The sequence below is a fragment of the Paenibacillus sp. alder61 genome (assembly GCF_020179875.1).
In the GTDB taxonomy this organism is placed as follows: domain Bacteria; phylum Bacillota; class Bacilli; order Paenibacillales; family Paenibacillaceae; genus Fontibacillus; species Fontibacillus faecis.
Genome location: NZ_JAIUDG010000004.1, coordinates 68541 through 84727, shown reverse-complemented (window position 1 = coordinate 84727; position 16187 = coordinate 68541). Strand labels below are relative to the sequence as shown.

The 16187-nt window shown below is 51.8% G+C and carries 11 protein-coding genes; 4 read left to right on the top strand and 7 right to left on the bottom strand.

Going from position 1 to position 16187, the window contains the following annotated elements; all coding sequences use genetic code 11:
* Positions 1-121: 121 nt before the first annotated feature.
* The 4 genes from LBW89_RS05300 to LBW89_RS05285 all read right to left on the bottom strand — a co-directional run bounded on the left by LBW89_RS05300 (position 122) and on the right by LBW89_RS05285 (position 5867).
* Positions 122-2191: a methyl-accepting chemotaxis protein gene (locus LBW89_RS05300; RefSeq protein ID WP_148455396.1), complete on the bottom strand. Its 2070-nt coding sequence runs from the start codon at positions 2189-2191 to the stop codon at positions 122-124.
* A gap of 112 nt (positions 2192-2303) precedes the next feature.
* Positions 2304-3149: a sugar ABC transporter permease gene (locus LBW89_RS05295; RefSeq protein WP_148455394.1), complete on the bottom strand. Its 846-nt coding sequence runs from the start codon at positions 3147-3149 to the stop codon at positions 2304-2306.
* The gene (locus LBW89_RS05290; RefSeq protein WP_148455392.1) at positions 3146-4447 is read right to left on the bottom strand and encodes a carbohydrate ABC transporter permease; all 1302 of its coding nucleotides are present in this window, start codon (positions 4445-4447) and stop codon (positions 3146-3148) included. The genes LBW89_RS05295 and LBW89_RS05290 overlap by 4 nt, the downstream gene beginning before the upstream one ends.
* Positions 4448-4544: 97 nt before the next feature.
* Positions 4545-5867, bottom strand: coding sequence for a maltose ABC transporter substrate-binding protein (locus LBW89_RS05285; RefSeq protein WP_148455389.1), 1323 nt, complete (start codon positions 5865-5867; stop codon positions 4545-4547).
* A 553-nt stretch (positions 5868-6420) separates the two neighbouring features.
* Between LBW89_RS05285 and LBW89_RS05280 the strand changes: the two genes are divergently transcribed.
* The 4 genes from LBW89_RS05280 (at position 6421) to LBW89_RS05265 (ending at position 12484) form a co-directional block, all read left to right on the top strand.
* Positions 6421-8166 (top strand): alpha-glycosidase, encoded by a 1746-nt coding sequence (locus LBW89_RS05280; RefSeq protein WP_148455387.1) that lies wholly within the window; start codon positions 6421-6423, stop codon positions 8164-8166.
* 152 nt (positions 8167-8318) lie between these two features.
* Entirely contained in the window at positions 8319-9356 is a 1038-nt protein-coding gene (locus LBW89_RS05275; RefSeq protein WP_148455385.1) for a LacI family DNA-binding transcriptional regulator, read from the top strand.
* Between the two features lie 104 nt (positions 9357-9460).
* The gene (pgmB, locus tag LBW89_RS05270; RefSeq protein ID WP_148455383.1) at positions 9461-10132 is read left to right on the top strand and encodes a beta-phosphoglucomutase; all 672 of its coding nucleotides are present in this window, start codon (positions 9461-9463) and stop codon (positions 10130-10132) included.
* 33 nt (positions 10133-10165) lie between these two features.
* On the top strand, positions 10166-12484 hold the full coding sequence (locus LBW89_RS05265; RefSeq protein WP_148455381.1) for a glycoside hydrolase family 65 protein: 2319 nt from the start codon (positions 10166-10168) through the stop codon (positions 12482-12484).
* Positions 12485-12956: 472 nt separating this feature from the next.
* On the opposite strand, the gene LBW89_RS05260 is transcribed toward LBW89_RS05265, so the two are convergent.
* The 3 genes from LBW89_RS05260 to LBW89_RS05250 are packed head-to-tail and all read right to left on the bottom strand — an operon-like array spanning position 12957 to position 16168.
* A complete protein-coding gene (locus LBW89_RS05260) occupies positions 12957-14318 on the bottom strand; it encodes an MATE family efflux transporter (RefSeq protein WP_148455379.1) in 1362 nt (453 codons plus the stop codon).
* 18 nt (positions 14319-14336) lie between these two features.
* Entirely contained in the window at positions 14337-14996 is a 660-nt protein-coding gene (locus tag LBW89_RS05255) for a dihydrofolate reductase family protein (RefSeq protein ID WP_148455377.1), read from the bottom strand.
* A gap of 20 nt (positions 14997-15016) precedes the next feature.
* Positions 15017-16168 (bottom strand): extracellular solute-binding protein, encoded by a 1152-nt coding sequence (locus LBW89_RS05250; RefSeq protein WP_148455374.1) that lies wholly within the window; start codon positions 16166-16168, stop codon positions 15017-15019.
* Between the last annotated feature and the right edge of the window lie 19 nt (positions 16169-16187).

The following is a 16187-nucleotide window of genomic DNA, read 5'->3' as shown; positions in this document are numbered from 1 at the left end:
ATCTTCACCCGCGACTTTCCCCCAAAATGCAATCTAAATCCATTCTATGATCAAGACGCTTTTGATAAAACGTTTGTACAAAATCCATTATTCAACTCATTCATCCCTAATCGGTCGTCCATTAGTCAACTTGCTCGGCTGTGTGCAATTCAAACACGCTTAAGGATTGCTTAAGCGATTCCGACAGCTCTTTCAAACGGCGGGACAGGCCGACCAGGTCCTCACTGACACGGTATTGCCCCGAAGCCATGGAAGCCACCTCTTCGGTGGAAGCCCCGCTCTGCTGTACGACGGAGCCGACGTTCGAGACGAAATCCCGTAAAGCCAACTGGGCGCTCATCAACTCGCTGACGGAAGCGGAGGCGCTTTGCAGTTCTCCGGCAAAACCATCCATTTCCCGCCCCACGCTCCGAAAGATGGAAGAAGCCGATGTGACGGATTCCAGCTGTTCCCGAAATTTCGGCGTTATTTCCTGAAGAACGTTTACCGTATTTTCGATGGCGGCCTGAATTTCTTCGGTCATGGCGGAGACGTTCCGGATCGAATCGTTCGATTGCGCCGACAGCTTGCGGATTTCCTCCGCGATAACCGCGAAGCCTTTACCCGCCGCTCCGGCACGCGACGCTTCAATGGTGGCATTCAGCGACAAAATATTCGTCCGACGGGTCATTTCAATCATCGGCTGCAAAATACTTCGGATCGAAAGGGTGCTTTGACTTAATTGGCCGGAGTTCTCCTCAATCATCCCGGTCATCCTCGACACGTCCTCCGTCTTTTCCACCAATCGTTCCATGTGCCTCTGCCCTTGTTCACTCACTTCCACGATCCGCCCGGCAGACGTGTCCATCGCTTTGGTTAAATGGATGACCCGATCCATTCGCGTGCTGATCTCGTCCGTCAGGGCGTTTCCTTTCTCCGCCTCCTCCGCCAAGCTGGAGGACCCCTGGGCGATTTCTTCGGTGGCGGCCGCAATCTCTCCCGCCGTCGTCGCCGTCTCCCTCGAAGCTTGGGCCAGGGTGTCCGCGGTCTGCCACAGCTCCTGCGTCGACCGCTGTATCCCGTCCACTAACCCTGCGATTTGTTCCATCATTTTATTAAAACTTTGTCCCAGCCGCCCGATCTCGTCGCGGCCTTTAAAACTCGCGCGCACTTTCAGATTGCCCCGCTCTCCTTCCTCCATTAAGCGGGACAGTTTCTGCAGCGGTTTTCCGACGTTCCGGAACAAGTAGTACCCGATTCCCAAAGCAACCGCGATGGCTACGCCCATCACAATTACGGTCACATGCACAAGCTTGTCGGCCGCACTCAGAAAATCGCTCTCCGGAGCGTATCCGATCAGCCGCCAGGGGGCGGTCCGCAACGGTTTGTATACCACCAGCTGTCTAATCCCCTGCTCGTCTGTTGCGGCGAGCGAAGTTGGGGTTCCGGAGAATTGCGTTTCCGTTAACCCGAGGGCGGACGGGGTCTCGATCAATTCCGGACGGGCCGCATGTACAATCGTATTATCGGGCGTAAGGACGTTGATCTGACCCGAATCCCCGAGCTTCAAATTGGCCAGGGTCTCTGTCAATGCCGCACTCTTGATCTCAATCAGCAGGGTAAACTCCGCTTCCGGATGGTTCAGGTTCTTCAAAACCCTTCCCATCGTAACGGTCGGTTCATTCGCAGTTCCAAAAAAACCTTTCCTGAGACCCGGAATCCAGACCGGCTTTCCGGAAGCCTGGGCAATCGTGTCGAGCCTGCTCTTCACCCCGTCGTTTCTCTGCGTACCGCTAGCCCCGGAGGTCGCGTAATTGTTGGAGAAGTCCTTGTTGACCAACCGGATGCCGATTAAGCGCTCATCCGAACCTTTCATGGCGTTGAGCTTGTTTTTTATTCTCGTTTCCGCCTCCGTTTTCCGGACAATATCGACATCCGGCCGCGTGACCGTCTCCAGATCCTCCTTCAGGATTTGATCTACCGCCATCTGTCTGGATATGGATTCGTAGCCGGAAAACAGAAAGTCCAACTTGTCCGCAGCTTGTTCGATCGCCTGGGAAGCCGCCGTCCCTACCTCGGCCCGGATAATCTCCTTCGATTTGACATACGAACTTAATCCGAGTATGGCTGATAAGACGACAATGACTCCAAACACCATGACAAACAGCTTCATTCCGACCGACCTAAATTGTACGGCTTGGCCAAACTTCATATGTCCCTGCCCCCTTTTGAATAGCACTCTTATGTAAAGAAAGGATATAGCTGCTCAGCTTGGCTGAAGCTATATCCTCATGACTGATTTGTACGGAGATATTAATTTTCGATTATCCTTTACTTGCCCCGGAAGTCAAACCATCCACGAGCAGCCGCTGCAGGAACATAAACAGGATGGTGATCGGTACGGCGATCAGCACCGCCCCCGCGGCAAACAGCGTAAAGTTCGAGTTTGTATTCGTATTGACCAAGTCCCACATCCCGACGGCGACCGTCCAGTTTTCCTTGGAACGCAGCACCAGGCGGGCAAAGATAAAATCAACCCAAGGGCCGACGAACTGGGTCAATCCAATGTAGGTTAGCATCGGTTTGGACAATGGTAAAATAATCTTCCAGAATACGGTAAAGTTGCTGGCGCCGTCGATTCTGGCGGCTTCATCCAGCGACCTCGGGATCGTATCCAGAAAGCCCTTGGCAATGAATGTGCCTCCAATCGGCGCTCCGGCCGCGTAAACGATAACCAGAGCCCAGTGAGAGTCCAGCATGTTCATCGAAAGCAACAATAAGAAGATGGCAACCATACTCATAAATCCCGGAAACATGCCCAGTACCAGCAGAACGGACAGCCCGTTCTTCCGTCCGCGAAACCGGAAACGCGAGAAAGCGTAACTCGTGAGCAAGGTAAGGAATACGCCCAGGATCGTGGAAAAAATAGACACCTTCAGCGTGTTCATATACCATTGCCCGAACAGAATCGTATGCGATGTGAACAATTCCCTGTAATGCTCGAATGTAAGAGCTTCGGGGAACAGTGATTTGCTGTACAGCGCCCTCCCCGGCCGCAGCGAACCCAGGATAACCCAAAGGGCCGGATATAGTGCGCATATCGCTAAAATAACCAAAACAATATAGCTCGACGTCAACCGTACGGCATTCCCTATTTTCCGTGCGCTCATTGGATCATGTCCTCCTCTTTGAATGATTTCGTTCGGCGATAGCTATAGATCGAGAGGGAGGCGATGATCAAAAAGATAATGATGCCCACGGCGGACGCCATATTGTATTTCCTTTGATCCAGCGTCAACTTATAGAGCCAGGTCACAAGCAAGTCGGTGGAACCGGCATACTGATAGTCCCCGTTTACCGGGTTCCCGTTGGTCAGCAGGAAAATCGCATTAAAGTTGTTGATGTTGCCGGCGAACTGCGTGATCAAAATCGGCGCCGTGGTAAACAGGATCATCGGCAGGGTGATGATTCTGAATTTCTGGAATCCGGTAGCCCCGTCCACCTCGGCCGCCTCGTACAAGTCTTTGGGAATCGTGGTCAATACCCCCATGATCAGCAGCATGGATACCGGTATCCCCACCCACATATTTACAACGATGACCGTCACTTTTGCCCAGAACGGATCAGTTAACCACGGCAACCCGTCCAGTCCGAAGTATTCAAGATACTGGTTGATCGGCCCGAATTGGCCGTTAAACATATTTCTCATGACAAGCAGCGAGATCATTTGCGGGATCGCATACGGCAAAATCAAAATCGTTCTCCAAAGGCCTTTGAACTTGATCCCTTTTTGATTGATCAGCAAGGCGACAAGCATCCCGCCGAAATAAGTTGTGACCGTAGACAATACGGCCCAAATGATCGTCCAGGTCAAAACCCCGTAAAACGTATGACTCCAGGTTTTTAGGGCGACCAGATTCTTGAAAGTATCAAAACCTACCCAGTCAACCAGCATCGCCGGAGGAATGTGTTTGGGCGCGGAATAGTTCGTGAACGCCAGCATCACCATGAAGATGATCGGCATAACGGTAAAGAACAATATCCCGATAGCCGGAATCGTCAAAAACGCTTGGGCAAACTTGTAATCCAGGACATAGCGAACCGATTCCCTGAAGTTCTTCACCTTTTTGCCCTGATCCCTGTCTGCTCCCACGTTTCTGGCATCCTTCACGTTCATGACATAAGCGATGATAAAAATAGCCAGAAAAATCAAGGTGATCAAACTTGTCACCAAAATAACGATAGAGTCGTCCCCGTCGACCCATTTCCCTTTAATCAATCGTCTGGGGACTTCGCCCAATGTGAAGATTCCCCAGAACGTTCTGCCCAAATTATTGATGAAATAGTAACCGCTGACGGCTTCAAATAGTAAAAAAATGATACCTTTAATAAACTGCCGGTTATAAAGCTGCCCCAATCCCATAGCCAATATCGATAAAATAGTAGCGTTATTACGATGTTTGTTCATAGTCTCTCACCTTCTCCTCTCCTTGGGAAACCGAGGAAATTACCCGCCGCTAAACCGCGGCGGGTAATCTGCATTTCTCGCGGAGCAACATCTGCCGTTATTCAGCGGAAACCCCGTTATTCAGATCCTTGATTTGTGTAGCGGCTTTATCCATTGCTTCTTTAGGGTCTTTTCCGCTGTCCCAAATTTCAGGGAATGCGGCGTTTAACGGTGCCCATGCATTGGACATTTCCGGAATGCTCGGCATTGGCTGGGAAGATGCGATCTGTTCCGCAAAAGCGGAGACGGTTGGGTCATTTTTGACTTGATCGGTTTCAAGCGCTTCAAGATTTGTCGGAACGGAACCGACCTTCTCGTTCAACAGGAGCTGTGCCTCCTTGGTAGAGGCGAAATGGGCAAACAGTTTGGCCGCGTTCGGATACTTCGTAAACGAGTTAACCACGTAAATTTTGATGCCCGAGAACGTCACAGCTTTCTTGCCGGCTACGGTCGGAACAGGGGCTACCCCCAAATTATCGCCGAGAGCCGCTTTATACCCGGCAAGTTCCCACGGTCCGTTGATATCCATGGCGATATCTCCTGCGGTAAACAACCCGCGCTTTACGTCCGGATTAATGTCACCGCTGTTGACGGGGAGAATTTCTCTCAAGCTTTGGTATACTTTCAAACTTTCCAGGGCTCCCGCATTATTCACCCCGATATCATCCTTGTTGGTTCCGTTGTCCCCATACAGGTAACCTCCGCCGGAAGCGATAAACGGATAGTTGAAGTACATATTGCCCGTTTCCCACATAATCCCGTACTTTTTCTTTTTAACGTCGTTAAATGTTTTGCTGAAGGCGATTACATCTTCAAAAGACTTAGGCGCTTCCTTCACAAGCGACTTATTATAGTACAAAGCTGGCGTTTCGGCGGCTCTGGGATATCCGTACAGGACACCGTCAAAAGTCGAGCCCAAAACGGAGAGCTCCGTATTGTTCTTCTTGGTTTCTTCTTCAAAGACATCGTTGGCCAGCAACAGCCCGGAAGTCGCTGCGTTCCCGATATGGTCATGCGGTACGATCAACACGTCGGCGGCAAGTCCTGCCGATCCGTCCTGCGTCAGTCGGCCGATCTGGTCGGTCGGCGCCACTTCTTCGATCTTCACCTTGACGCCATACTTGGCTTCAAATTGCTTGATCAATTCGTCCGCGAATACCCGTTCCTCCCGGCTCTCCCAAATGAGCAGTTCCGCGCCCTCTTCCGGCACGATTTCGCCGCCGGCGGCTTTCGCGTCGTTTCCCGCATTCTCAGACGTCTGATTAGCGGGAGCCGGCGCACCCTCACTGTTGTTGCCTTTACCGCCCGAGCCGCAAGCCGCTGTAAAAGATACGACCATGGACAAAGATGCGATGAGCGCTAACATTTTCTTCATTTTCATAAAGCGAACCCCTTCCTGTTTTGTATAGAATCTTTTCTTTTCAAAAAAGCGCAAACGATTTCACATAATGTCGAGAAAAAATGCAGTTTTTGACGTAATTTCGCGGGATTTATCGATTCCCTCGACTAGAAAGCGCTTTACAACTACACCTATCATACAACATAACGCGAAGTTTGTAAAAACGTTTGCACAGATCATTTTTAATATCTTTTGCTTACATAGCTTGATAATGCTCCCGTTTGCTCCCTGTATCGCAATTTCGCTTTGATTACAGCCTCGTTTCCAAGCTTGTGCAATGGTTTGAACAATGCTATAATCTTGACCGAATCCAAACTTGAAGGCACTGTTATCCCTAAGGTACATCCTCGGCTCCGCATTAATAGCCCGGATGTGCCTTTTCTTATTCGCGGTGCTCGGTTTCGTTTAATCCCTTTATATAATAATCGAGGTTCGTACATTCTAACGGTAAAAACGGGATAAAGGCCAAGCTTCGTAACAGTGTATTCGGGTTGCCGAACAAATTTCATGAACTGAGAATGAGGAGGAATTATCTATGCTTCTGGAAGCGGTTTACCATCGTCCCCAATTGAACTGGTGTTACGCGTACGACCATGAAACGGTTCATCTCCGCCTGCGGGCCAAAAAGAACGATCTCAGCGAGGTATATGCGTTTGCCGGGGATAAATATGCCTGGGATTCCACCAAAGAACTTGTCCCGATGACAAAATTCATTTCCGACGCGTTGTTCGATTACTGGACTTGTGAGGTTAAGCCCCCGTTTCGCCGCTTGAAGTACGGCTTTTTGCTGAAATCCGGCGAAGACCAAATTTGGATGACGGAAAGCGAATTTACTAAGGAACGCCCCGTCATTCCGGATCGGTTGTTTGAATTACCGTACATTAACCCGGGGGATGTGTTCACCGTGCCGGATTGGGTCAAGGATGCGGTCTTTTATCAAATCTTCCCTGAGCGTTTCGCCAACGGGGACCCGAGCAATGATCCGGAAGGCGTGTTGCCCTGGGGCGGCAAACCGGAACGCGATAACTTTTTTGGCGGCGACTTGCAAGGGGTTATCGATCACCTCGACCATCTAAGCGAGCTTGGAATTACGGCCATCTACTTCACGCCGCTATTCGAAGCGACGACGAACCATAAATACGATACGGCCGACTATATGCGCATCGATCCGCATTTCGGCGACATCGAAACGATCAAAAAGTTGGTCAAAGCCTGCCATGAAAAAGGCATTCGCGTTCTGTTCGACGCCGTGTTCAATCATTCCGGCAAAACCTTCGCCCCCTTTGTCGATGCGTTGGAAAAAGGGGAGCAGTCCCGTTATAAGGACTGGTTCCATATCCGCGAGTTCCCGCTCGAGGTGAAAGACGGAATCCCAAGCTACGACACCTTTGGTTTTGAGCCGCTTATGCCGAAGCTGAATACGAGAAACCCGGAAGTAAAGGAATATTTGATCAAGGTAGCGGAGTTCTGGATCAAGGAAGTGGGAATCGACGGCTGGAGACTCGATGTGGCCAACGAGGTGGATCATGATTTCTGGCGGGATTTCCGCAAAGTCGTCAAAAACGCCAATCCGGAAGCCTATATCCTGGGTGAAATCTGGCACGAATCCTCCCCTTGGCTGCAAGGCGACAAGTTTGATGCGGTCATGAACTATCCGTTTACGGAGGCCGTTCTCGATTTTGTAGTTCGCGGCAAATTGGATGCCTTGGGATTCGCCAATGCCATCGGCCAGCAAATTTCCCGTTATCCGCTTCAAGCGAGCGAGGTGGCGTTCAACCTGCTGGACAGCCACGATACTCCCCGCCTTTTGACGCTGTGCGAAGGCAACAAGAATAAAATGAAGCTGGCCGCCACCTTCCTGTTCACCTACAACGGCACGCCTTGCATTTACTACGGCGACGAAGTAGGGCTGGACGGAGGACCCGATCCCGATTGCCGTAAATGCATGGAGTGGGACCCGCAGAAGCAGGACCGTGATTTGTTTGCGTTCTATCAAAATCTGATCGCCATGCGCAAAGAACTCGCTCCTCTTCGGACAGGCTCCATCCATTTTCTCCTCGCGGAGAAAAACGGGTCCCGGCTGGCCTATGAACGCAGATTGGACGATGAGCGCGTTCTGGTGCTGCTGAATAATTATGATGCCGGCCAAACCCTGGAACTGACCACGGATACGCCGATATGGCGGGATGCGTTAAGCGGGAAAACCCGGGAGGCGGTTAACGGCAAACTGAGCGTCCGGCTTCCGGCTTACGGGTATGCCGTATTAACCGAAGCGAAATAGCGCACCATAATGAACACGGCCTGTCTCTTCCCTGTTCCGGGTGGGGTCAGGCCTTCTTTCTATCGGCCTTGCTGCCCCGGGTCTATTTACTTTCCGCAAGGTATCGATTAATATTACAATGTAAGGCAAACGGTTCCACAAGGAGGTTCTTTATGGCTGTAACTATAAAAGACGTTGCCAAAAAGGCCGGAGTATCGCCCTCCACAGTGTCCCGCGTGCTGTCCAATCATCCGAGAATCAGTGCTGAAACTTCGCGAAAAGTAAAAAGCATCATGGATCAGCTTGGATACCATCCGAACATTATGGCGAAAAGCCTCGTATCCAAAACGACTAACAGCATATGCATCATGCTTCCGAAGTCGGCTGAAGAATTGTTCTCCAACTTCTTTTTTATGGAATTGATCCGGGGGATCGTGACCCAGGCGAGCCGTCTCGGTTATGATGTCCTGATCAGTTCCGGAGCGAACGAAAAGGAAGAGGTCGAGGGTGTATCCAGGCTGCTGAATGGACGCCGTGTAGACGGAGTGATTCTTCTCTATTCGAGAAAAGACGACCCCGTTATCGACTTTCTGTATGAGGGCGGCCACCCCTTTGTATTGATCGGCCGCAGCGAACAGTATCCCGATATTTTATCCGTAGATAACGATAACGTACAGGCTTCTTACGATGCCACCAAACACTTGATCTCCTTAGGGCATGAGCGAATCGGATTCGTCAGCGGCCCCCCTGAGCTTATCGTTTCCCAAGATCGGCTGAAGGGCTATCTGGATGCCCTCCATGACTCGGGACTGGAATCTCGGGCGGAGTGGATTGTTGAAGGAGACTTCTTGCAGGACAGCGGTTATCGGGCGATGTCTTTCTTCATGAACCTGCCGGACCGTCCGACGGCGATCGTATTGATCGACGACGTGGTATCGTTTGGCGTCCTGCGCGGTCTGCATGAATTGGGTTACAGTGTACCGAATGATTTGTGTCTGGTCAGCTTTAACAATATCCCGTTATCGGAGCTGTCGACACCGCCGCTCAGCAGCATAGACATCGGCATATACAACTTGGGGTATACAGCCTCGCAGGTTTTGATTCAGGCGATCAAGAACAGCGATGACAGCAGCTACCGCAAGCGGCATATCATTCCCCATCGCCTAATGATCAGGGAATCGTCCATGTACAATATGCCAAAGCAGAAATGACAGGCATCATCACTTTGAAAAAATAATTGAAGCAGACTTGCTTCTTTTATTTTTTGCAGCTTGTTCAAACGTTTGCGCTATATTTTGACGAAAGGAAAGAGCTAATGAGTACAATTAAGGCTTGTCTTTTTGATCTGGACGGCGTTCTTGTCGATACCGCCAGATACCATTACGAAGCCTGGAAGCGTCTGGCGGCAGACCTGGGCTTTGAATTTACGCAGACCGACAATGAGAGACTAAAAGGCGTCAGCCGGATGGCCTCGCTCGATATTTTGCTTTCGGTAGGCCAATTGCACAAAAGTGAAGCAGAGAAACAAGAATTGGCGGCGCGCAAAAACCGTTGGTATGTGGAGGCCATCTCGAAAATGGGCCCGGAGGAGATTTTGCCGGGAGCCCTTTCTTTTCTTAAGGATTGCCGGGAAAGCGGTTTAAAAGTGGCCCTCGGCTCCGCCAGCAAAAACGCGATGACCATTTTGAACAACACGGGGCTCACCCCTTACTTCGACGTCATCATCGACGGGACCAAGACATCCAGCGCCAAGCCGGATCCCGAAGTGTTCTTGCTCGGGGCTTCCGGGCTGGAGGTGGAGCCGGAGCACTGCGTCGTCTTCGAAGATGCCGAAGCCGGGATTGAAGCGGCCCGGAGAGCCGGCATGCGCAGCGTCGGCATCGGCTCGCCGGCCACGCTGGGCGAGGCCGATCTTGTGATCCCTTCGCTGGAAGGGATGACGGTGACCCGTCTGCGGCAAGAAATGCCCGCTTTTTTCATATCTTAATTACTTAGATGAATAAAAAAGGAGCCGGTACGCATGAAACAATATCTTAAACTGGATGAATGGTCGATTATTGAAGAATCGTTTGATCCCGCCCTGCATGAAATTTCCGAGAGCATTTTCAGCATCGGCAACGGTTATATGGGACAACGGGCGAATTTTGAGGAGCGCTACAGCGGACCTTCCCTGCAAGGAAGCTACATGGCCGGTGTGTACTATCCCGACAAAACCCGGGTCGGCTGGTGGAAGAACGGCTATCCCGAGTATTTCGCCAAGGTGCTCAACAGCACGAACTGGATCGGCATCGACGTTCTGATCAACGGCACGCCGCTCGACCTTGCCCAATGCGAGGTAAAGGACTTCGTCCGTCAACTGAATATGAAGGAGGGCTACCTCTCCCGGCGCTTTGTGGCCGTCATGGAAGGCGGCAAAGAAGTTCAGATCGAAGCCGTCCGCTTCGTCAGCATGAAGCGTCAGGAAATCGGGGCGATCCGCTATGCGGTGACTCCGCTGAACTTCTCCGGCAGTATCCGCTTTGTGCCTTATCTGGACGGGGATGTGCAGAACAAGGATTCCAACTATGACGAGAAGTTTTGGCTCGAGGTGGAAAAAGCGGCCGCGGCCGACCTCTCCTACTTGACGCTGAAGACCAAAAAACTCGATTTTCATGTTACGTCGGTCATGGCTTTCGATGTGTTCAAAAATGGGCAGAAGCTCGAATTTGTCCCGTCCTTGTCCGAACGCGAGAAATTCGTGTCCGCGGAAGCCGTTTTTGACATCGAACAAGGCGAAACCCTTACGCTCTACAAATACGTCGCGAACGTCACCTCCCGCAACCATGGGCTGGGGCAGCTCGTCGACGCCGGAAAAAAAGCGCTGCTCGAGGCGCATGCCGCCGGATTCGATACCCTCCTTCGCGAACAGGCGGAGGCCTGGGCCGAAAAATGGAAGGGCAGCGACATCATCATTGAAGGCGATGCATCGGCGCAGCAGGGCATCCGGTTTAATATTTTCCAATTGAATCAAACCTATACCGGGGAAGACGACCGTCTGAACATCGGGCCGAAAGGCTTTACCGGGGAAAAATACGGCGGCAGTACTTACTGGGACACCGAGGCTTACTGCGTCCCGTTCTATCTCAGCACCGCGGATTCCACCATTGCCCGCAACCTGTTGATCTACCGCTACAAGCATCTCGAAAAAGCCAAGGAAAACGCCCGCAAGCTCGGCTTCACCAAAGGCGCGCTCTATCCGATGGTGACGATGAACGGGGAAGAATGCCACAACGAATGGGAGATTACTTTTGAGGAGATTCACCGCAACGGGGCGATCGCCTATGCTATTTATAACTATGTGAATTATACAGGGGATAAATCTTATTTAAGCCAATACGGCCTGGAGGTGCTCGCGGAAATTTCCCGCTTCTGGGAAGAGCGCGTGAACTTCTCCAACCTGAAAGGCAAATATGTCATCCTTGGGGTGACCGGGCCGAACGAGTATGAAAACAACGTCAACAACAACTGGTACACGAACCGGATTGCGGTCTGGACGCTGGAATATACTTTGGAGGTGCTGGATTACCTCAAGGCCAACGAAAACGCCCGCTACCTGGAGCTGGTCGACAAGCTCAAGCTGACGGATGAGGAAACGGCCAAGTGGCGCCATATTATCGACAATATGTACTACCCTGTGGATGAAGAGCGCGGCGTTTTCCTTCAGCAGGACGGCTTCCTCGACAAGGAGATCGTACCGGTCAAGGATCTGCCGCCGGAGAACCTACCGCTGAATCAGAACTGGTCGTGGGACCGGATTCTGCGCTCCTGTTACATCAAGCAGGCCGACGTACTGCAAGGATTGTACTTCCTGGGCGACCGGTACGATCTGGAGACGAAAAAGCGCAATTTCGATTTCTACGAACCGCTCACCGTCCACGAGTCCTCCCTCTCCCCTTGCCTGCATGCGATTATCGCCTGCGAGCTCGGCTACCAGGAGAAGGCTTACGAAATGTATTTGCGCACCGCCCGTCTGGACCTGGATAACTACAACAACGACACCGAAGACGGCTGCCATACGACCAGCATGGCCGGGACGTGGATGTCCGTCATCCAAGGCTTTGCCGGCCTGCGCGTGCGAAACGACGAACTGGTACTCAAGCCGTTCATTCCTTCGCATTGGAAGTCGTTCTCGTTCAACGTTATGTTCCGCGGCGCCACGCTGAATGTCAACGTGACCGAAGAGAGCATTATCGTGACGAACGAAACCGATGTACCGGCCGCGATCCGAATATATGACAACAGCTACACCGTCGGGGCCCATGGCGAAATCCGGGCGCAAAGAGCGACGGTTACGGTATAAGCAAAATAAGGACAGATTCCCGTTTGATTCGGGATCTGTCCTTTTTTAGACAATAGGCGGCGGTGTAGCGGGTTCTTTTCACACTCTTCACCTGCGGCTCATTTAAATTAAATGGAATTCTTCCCGTTAATTTGGTGAATATGCGGCTGCATAGGCGAATTAGCTGGAGAATCTCCCGCTAATTCGCCTGAAATGGTGTATACAGGCAATTGGGCCGCGAAATAGATGGAGTTTTTCCAGCTAAATCCGATGGAAGAGCCAAAAGCGGTACATTAACGGGAGATTTTCCCCTTAATGATGTAAACTCCGATATATCTACAATTGTGGACGTCGGCAACGTAACGTATCTCCGGTATCTCCGAAACCATTTCACATCCTTCCCCACGCCAAAAGCCGCAGGATGTAGGCCTTGCCTACGTTCATCCTGCGGCTGTTCGATATCACCCATTCGGTAGAGCAAACCAACGGTTACTTACGCGGCAATATCGTTTACCAAATTCTTGATCCATTTGCGGGAGTGGATACGCCACATGCCGATCCCGAAACGGACCACCTCTTCCAAGGAAAGCACCAGATAGACCAGATAGACCGGTTGTTTAAAGACAAACGACAGCAACAGTCCCGACGGAACTCCGATCAGCCATGTCGCCGCCGATTCCATGGCGAATACGAACTTGCTGTCCCCGCCGCTGTTTAAAATCCCTCCGGCCATGATCATATTCCCCACTTTTACCCATAGGAAAGCAGCAAACACCCAAACCAGATAAATCCCCAGGCGGTGGACCTCTCCCGAAATATTAAAGAAGGAAACATACCAAGGGGAAGCTGCGGCAATTACCAGGCCAACGGCAAGGGAAACGGAAATCCCCAACGCGATAAAACGTTTGGCATACTGCAAGGCGGGCTCTTCCTCCCCGGCACCCAGCTTGTTGCCGACCATCACCCCGCCCGCGCTGGCCAGGCCCGACAGCAATCCGATACAGATTCCCTGCAGCGGGAAAGTGATCGTCATGGCCGTCATTTCCGACGTTCCCATCCGGCTGTAGATCATGGCATAAGCCGTCTCGCCCATCACCCAGATAAACTCGGTCAAGATGATCGGATAGGTCGTGCGAATGAACTTTTGCAGGAGCGGCTTGGGGACCTCGAACAGGCTGCCGAAATCGACCGAACCGGGAAGCCTGAACTTGTAGACGGCCCCAATGATCAACGCACACTCCACGATTCTGGCGGTTAGCGTCGCGATAGCCGCTCCCTTTAATCCCAGTTCCGGAAACCCCCAGTTCCCGAAAATCAGCATATAATTCAATACAATGTTAAGCATTACCGTAAACAAACTGACAAACATCGGCAGTTTGACATGGGTGGTGCTTCTGAGAATGGCGGAGTACATCATCGTAAACATCGTCGGTACATAACTAAGCGAGATAATTTGCAGAAAAATGTACCCCTCCCCCAAGATCCGCTCATCCGTTGTGAATAATCCCAGGCAAAGCTGGGGCTCAAAGAACACGAGCAGCGTAAACAGGAACGACAGCGCAAACCCGGCTATCAATCCGATCCCGAGCAATTGGGAGATACTCTTGCGGTCCTGTTTTCCCCAGAACTGGGCCGCGTAGATCGAAACGCCCGCCGCAAGACCGGCCAGTACGACGGAGATCACTCCGTAAATTTTCGTGGCCATTCCGACGGAAGCGATAGCCACATCGCCCAGCTGTCCGACCATCAACTGGTCCGTGAGCGTGAGCAAAGACATGATCAAGCTTTGTAAAGTTACTGGAAGAGCAATTTTATATACGTTTTTATAAAAATCCTTTTTTAGCTCATCGCTCATCTGGCCTGTCCTCCCGTTTTATACCGCCTTCATATAACGCAGCAAGGTGTAATGATCCTTCGGCTGTACTTCGACCACCTTAAATTTTTTGGTAAAATCCAGCCGCGTGTAGCCCTCGCCATCCACCAGTGTAATATTCGACGCCCCGCCGATAATAATCGGAAGCTGCATCAGAATGATCTCGTCGACGAGATCCTCGTTGAACACGTGCCAATTCAGAAACCCGCCTCCCTCCACCATCAGGCGGTGAATGCCGTAGTTTTGTTCCAGTATGGAAAACAACTTGGCGAAATCGACCTTGTCTTCTCCGCAAATCAGGCATTCTTTTCCCCGCTCCCGCAGCAGCTCGATCTTGCGTTCATCCTTCCCCAGCTCTGTGGTCACGAGAATGGTTTGTCCCTCGTCCGCCAACACGTGGCTGTCCAGCGGAATGTCCATCGTTCTTGTGGGAACGATACGCACCGGATTCTTATTCTCTTCATACCGGTTCGTCAAAAAGGGGTTGTCCGTTGTGATCGTGTTCTTCCCGACCATAATCCCGTCCACGATTCCGCGAAATTTATGAATGTACTCCATATCCCCGCCATCAAACAGACTGAACAAAGGCTTACTGGACTGGCCCGGCCCCAACGTCAGTTTGCCATCGATCGAAACTTGGCTAAATACACTCGTCTTCATGGATTTTCCCTCACTTTGATTTAATAGTTATTGGGCTGAGCGACATCGGCGATATGCCGAAAATAACGGTCGACCACGGTATAGGCGGAGTCCGCCCCTTCATTCATCAAGCACCGCAAACCCGGGCGAATCGCTTCCCAAACGGAAGCCATGGCCGGTTCGATCGGCATGGGACGGCTCTTCTCCAGCAACTGGATCAGAGTCGCCCGATCGGCGCCGGCTTGACGTATCACCTTCTCCCGAGCCCCCTTGCGAACGGGAATCCGCTGCACCTCGGTGCCCCATCTCGTCTGGTTCTCTTCACTGAGCATGAAGGCGGCAAACGAGAGGATTTCCTCCCGGAGTTCCGATTCCAGCGAATGCCCCGGGAATACGAGTCCGATCGACGAGGACATGGAGAGCGAGGGTATCCCCAACACGGAAGGGAGCGGAGCAACGCCCAGCTTGTGCTGCATCTGCCGATCCAAATAGTTATAGATCCACTCGCCGCAGATGATCGCGCCGATTTGGCCGCCTATGAACCTGTCCAACAGTTCCGTCGAACCGTTCATGCTGGCCAGAACTCCACGCTCCCCCTGCGCGCGGACAAAATGCAGCGCCCGTCTCATTTCGTTCTTTGGAAAACAGGGCGTGTTCCCCCGCATCGGCCAACCCCCAAATGCCGTCAAAAACGGAATAAACGAATACGGTTCCAGGAGATCGGCGGCAATAGGGATCAGCCCTTGATCTATCAAGCCGTTTCCCCCGGCTTCGATCTCTTCCCACGAGCCCGGGGGAGCGGGATAGATGTCCCGGTTGTAATACAGCACCAGATGATTCCCCGTCAGCACCGGCAGGCCGTAGGCGATTCCTTCGGAACGCATGGAATCCGATAAGTCCGAACCGTCGGATGCTGCCAGCGCAAGCAACTCCTCCGGCACCGGGGAATAGTTCGCATTCGCTCCGAATCCGGCCATATCTGCCGGAACCATAGCCATCTGCGGCGCTGGTCCCCCCTCGCCGATCCGGTTCAACCGTGCCGACAACTCTACGATATTCATCACTTCGGGGATGACCCGAACGCCGGTTTTGCGGGAATATTCATGACATAAACCTTCCAACAATTCAATGGAGGTGTCTCCCGGACCGTCAAATTCATGCCAAATGACCATTTCTTTCAGATACGAGCCCATATTTTTGAGTTCTCCTTTG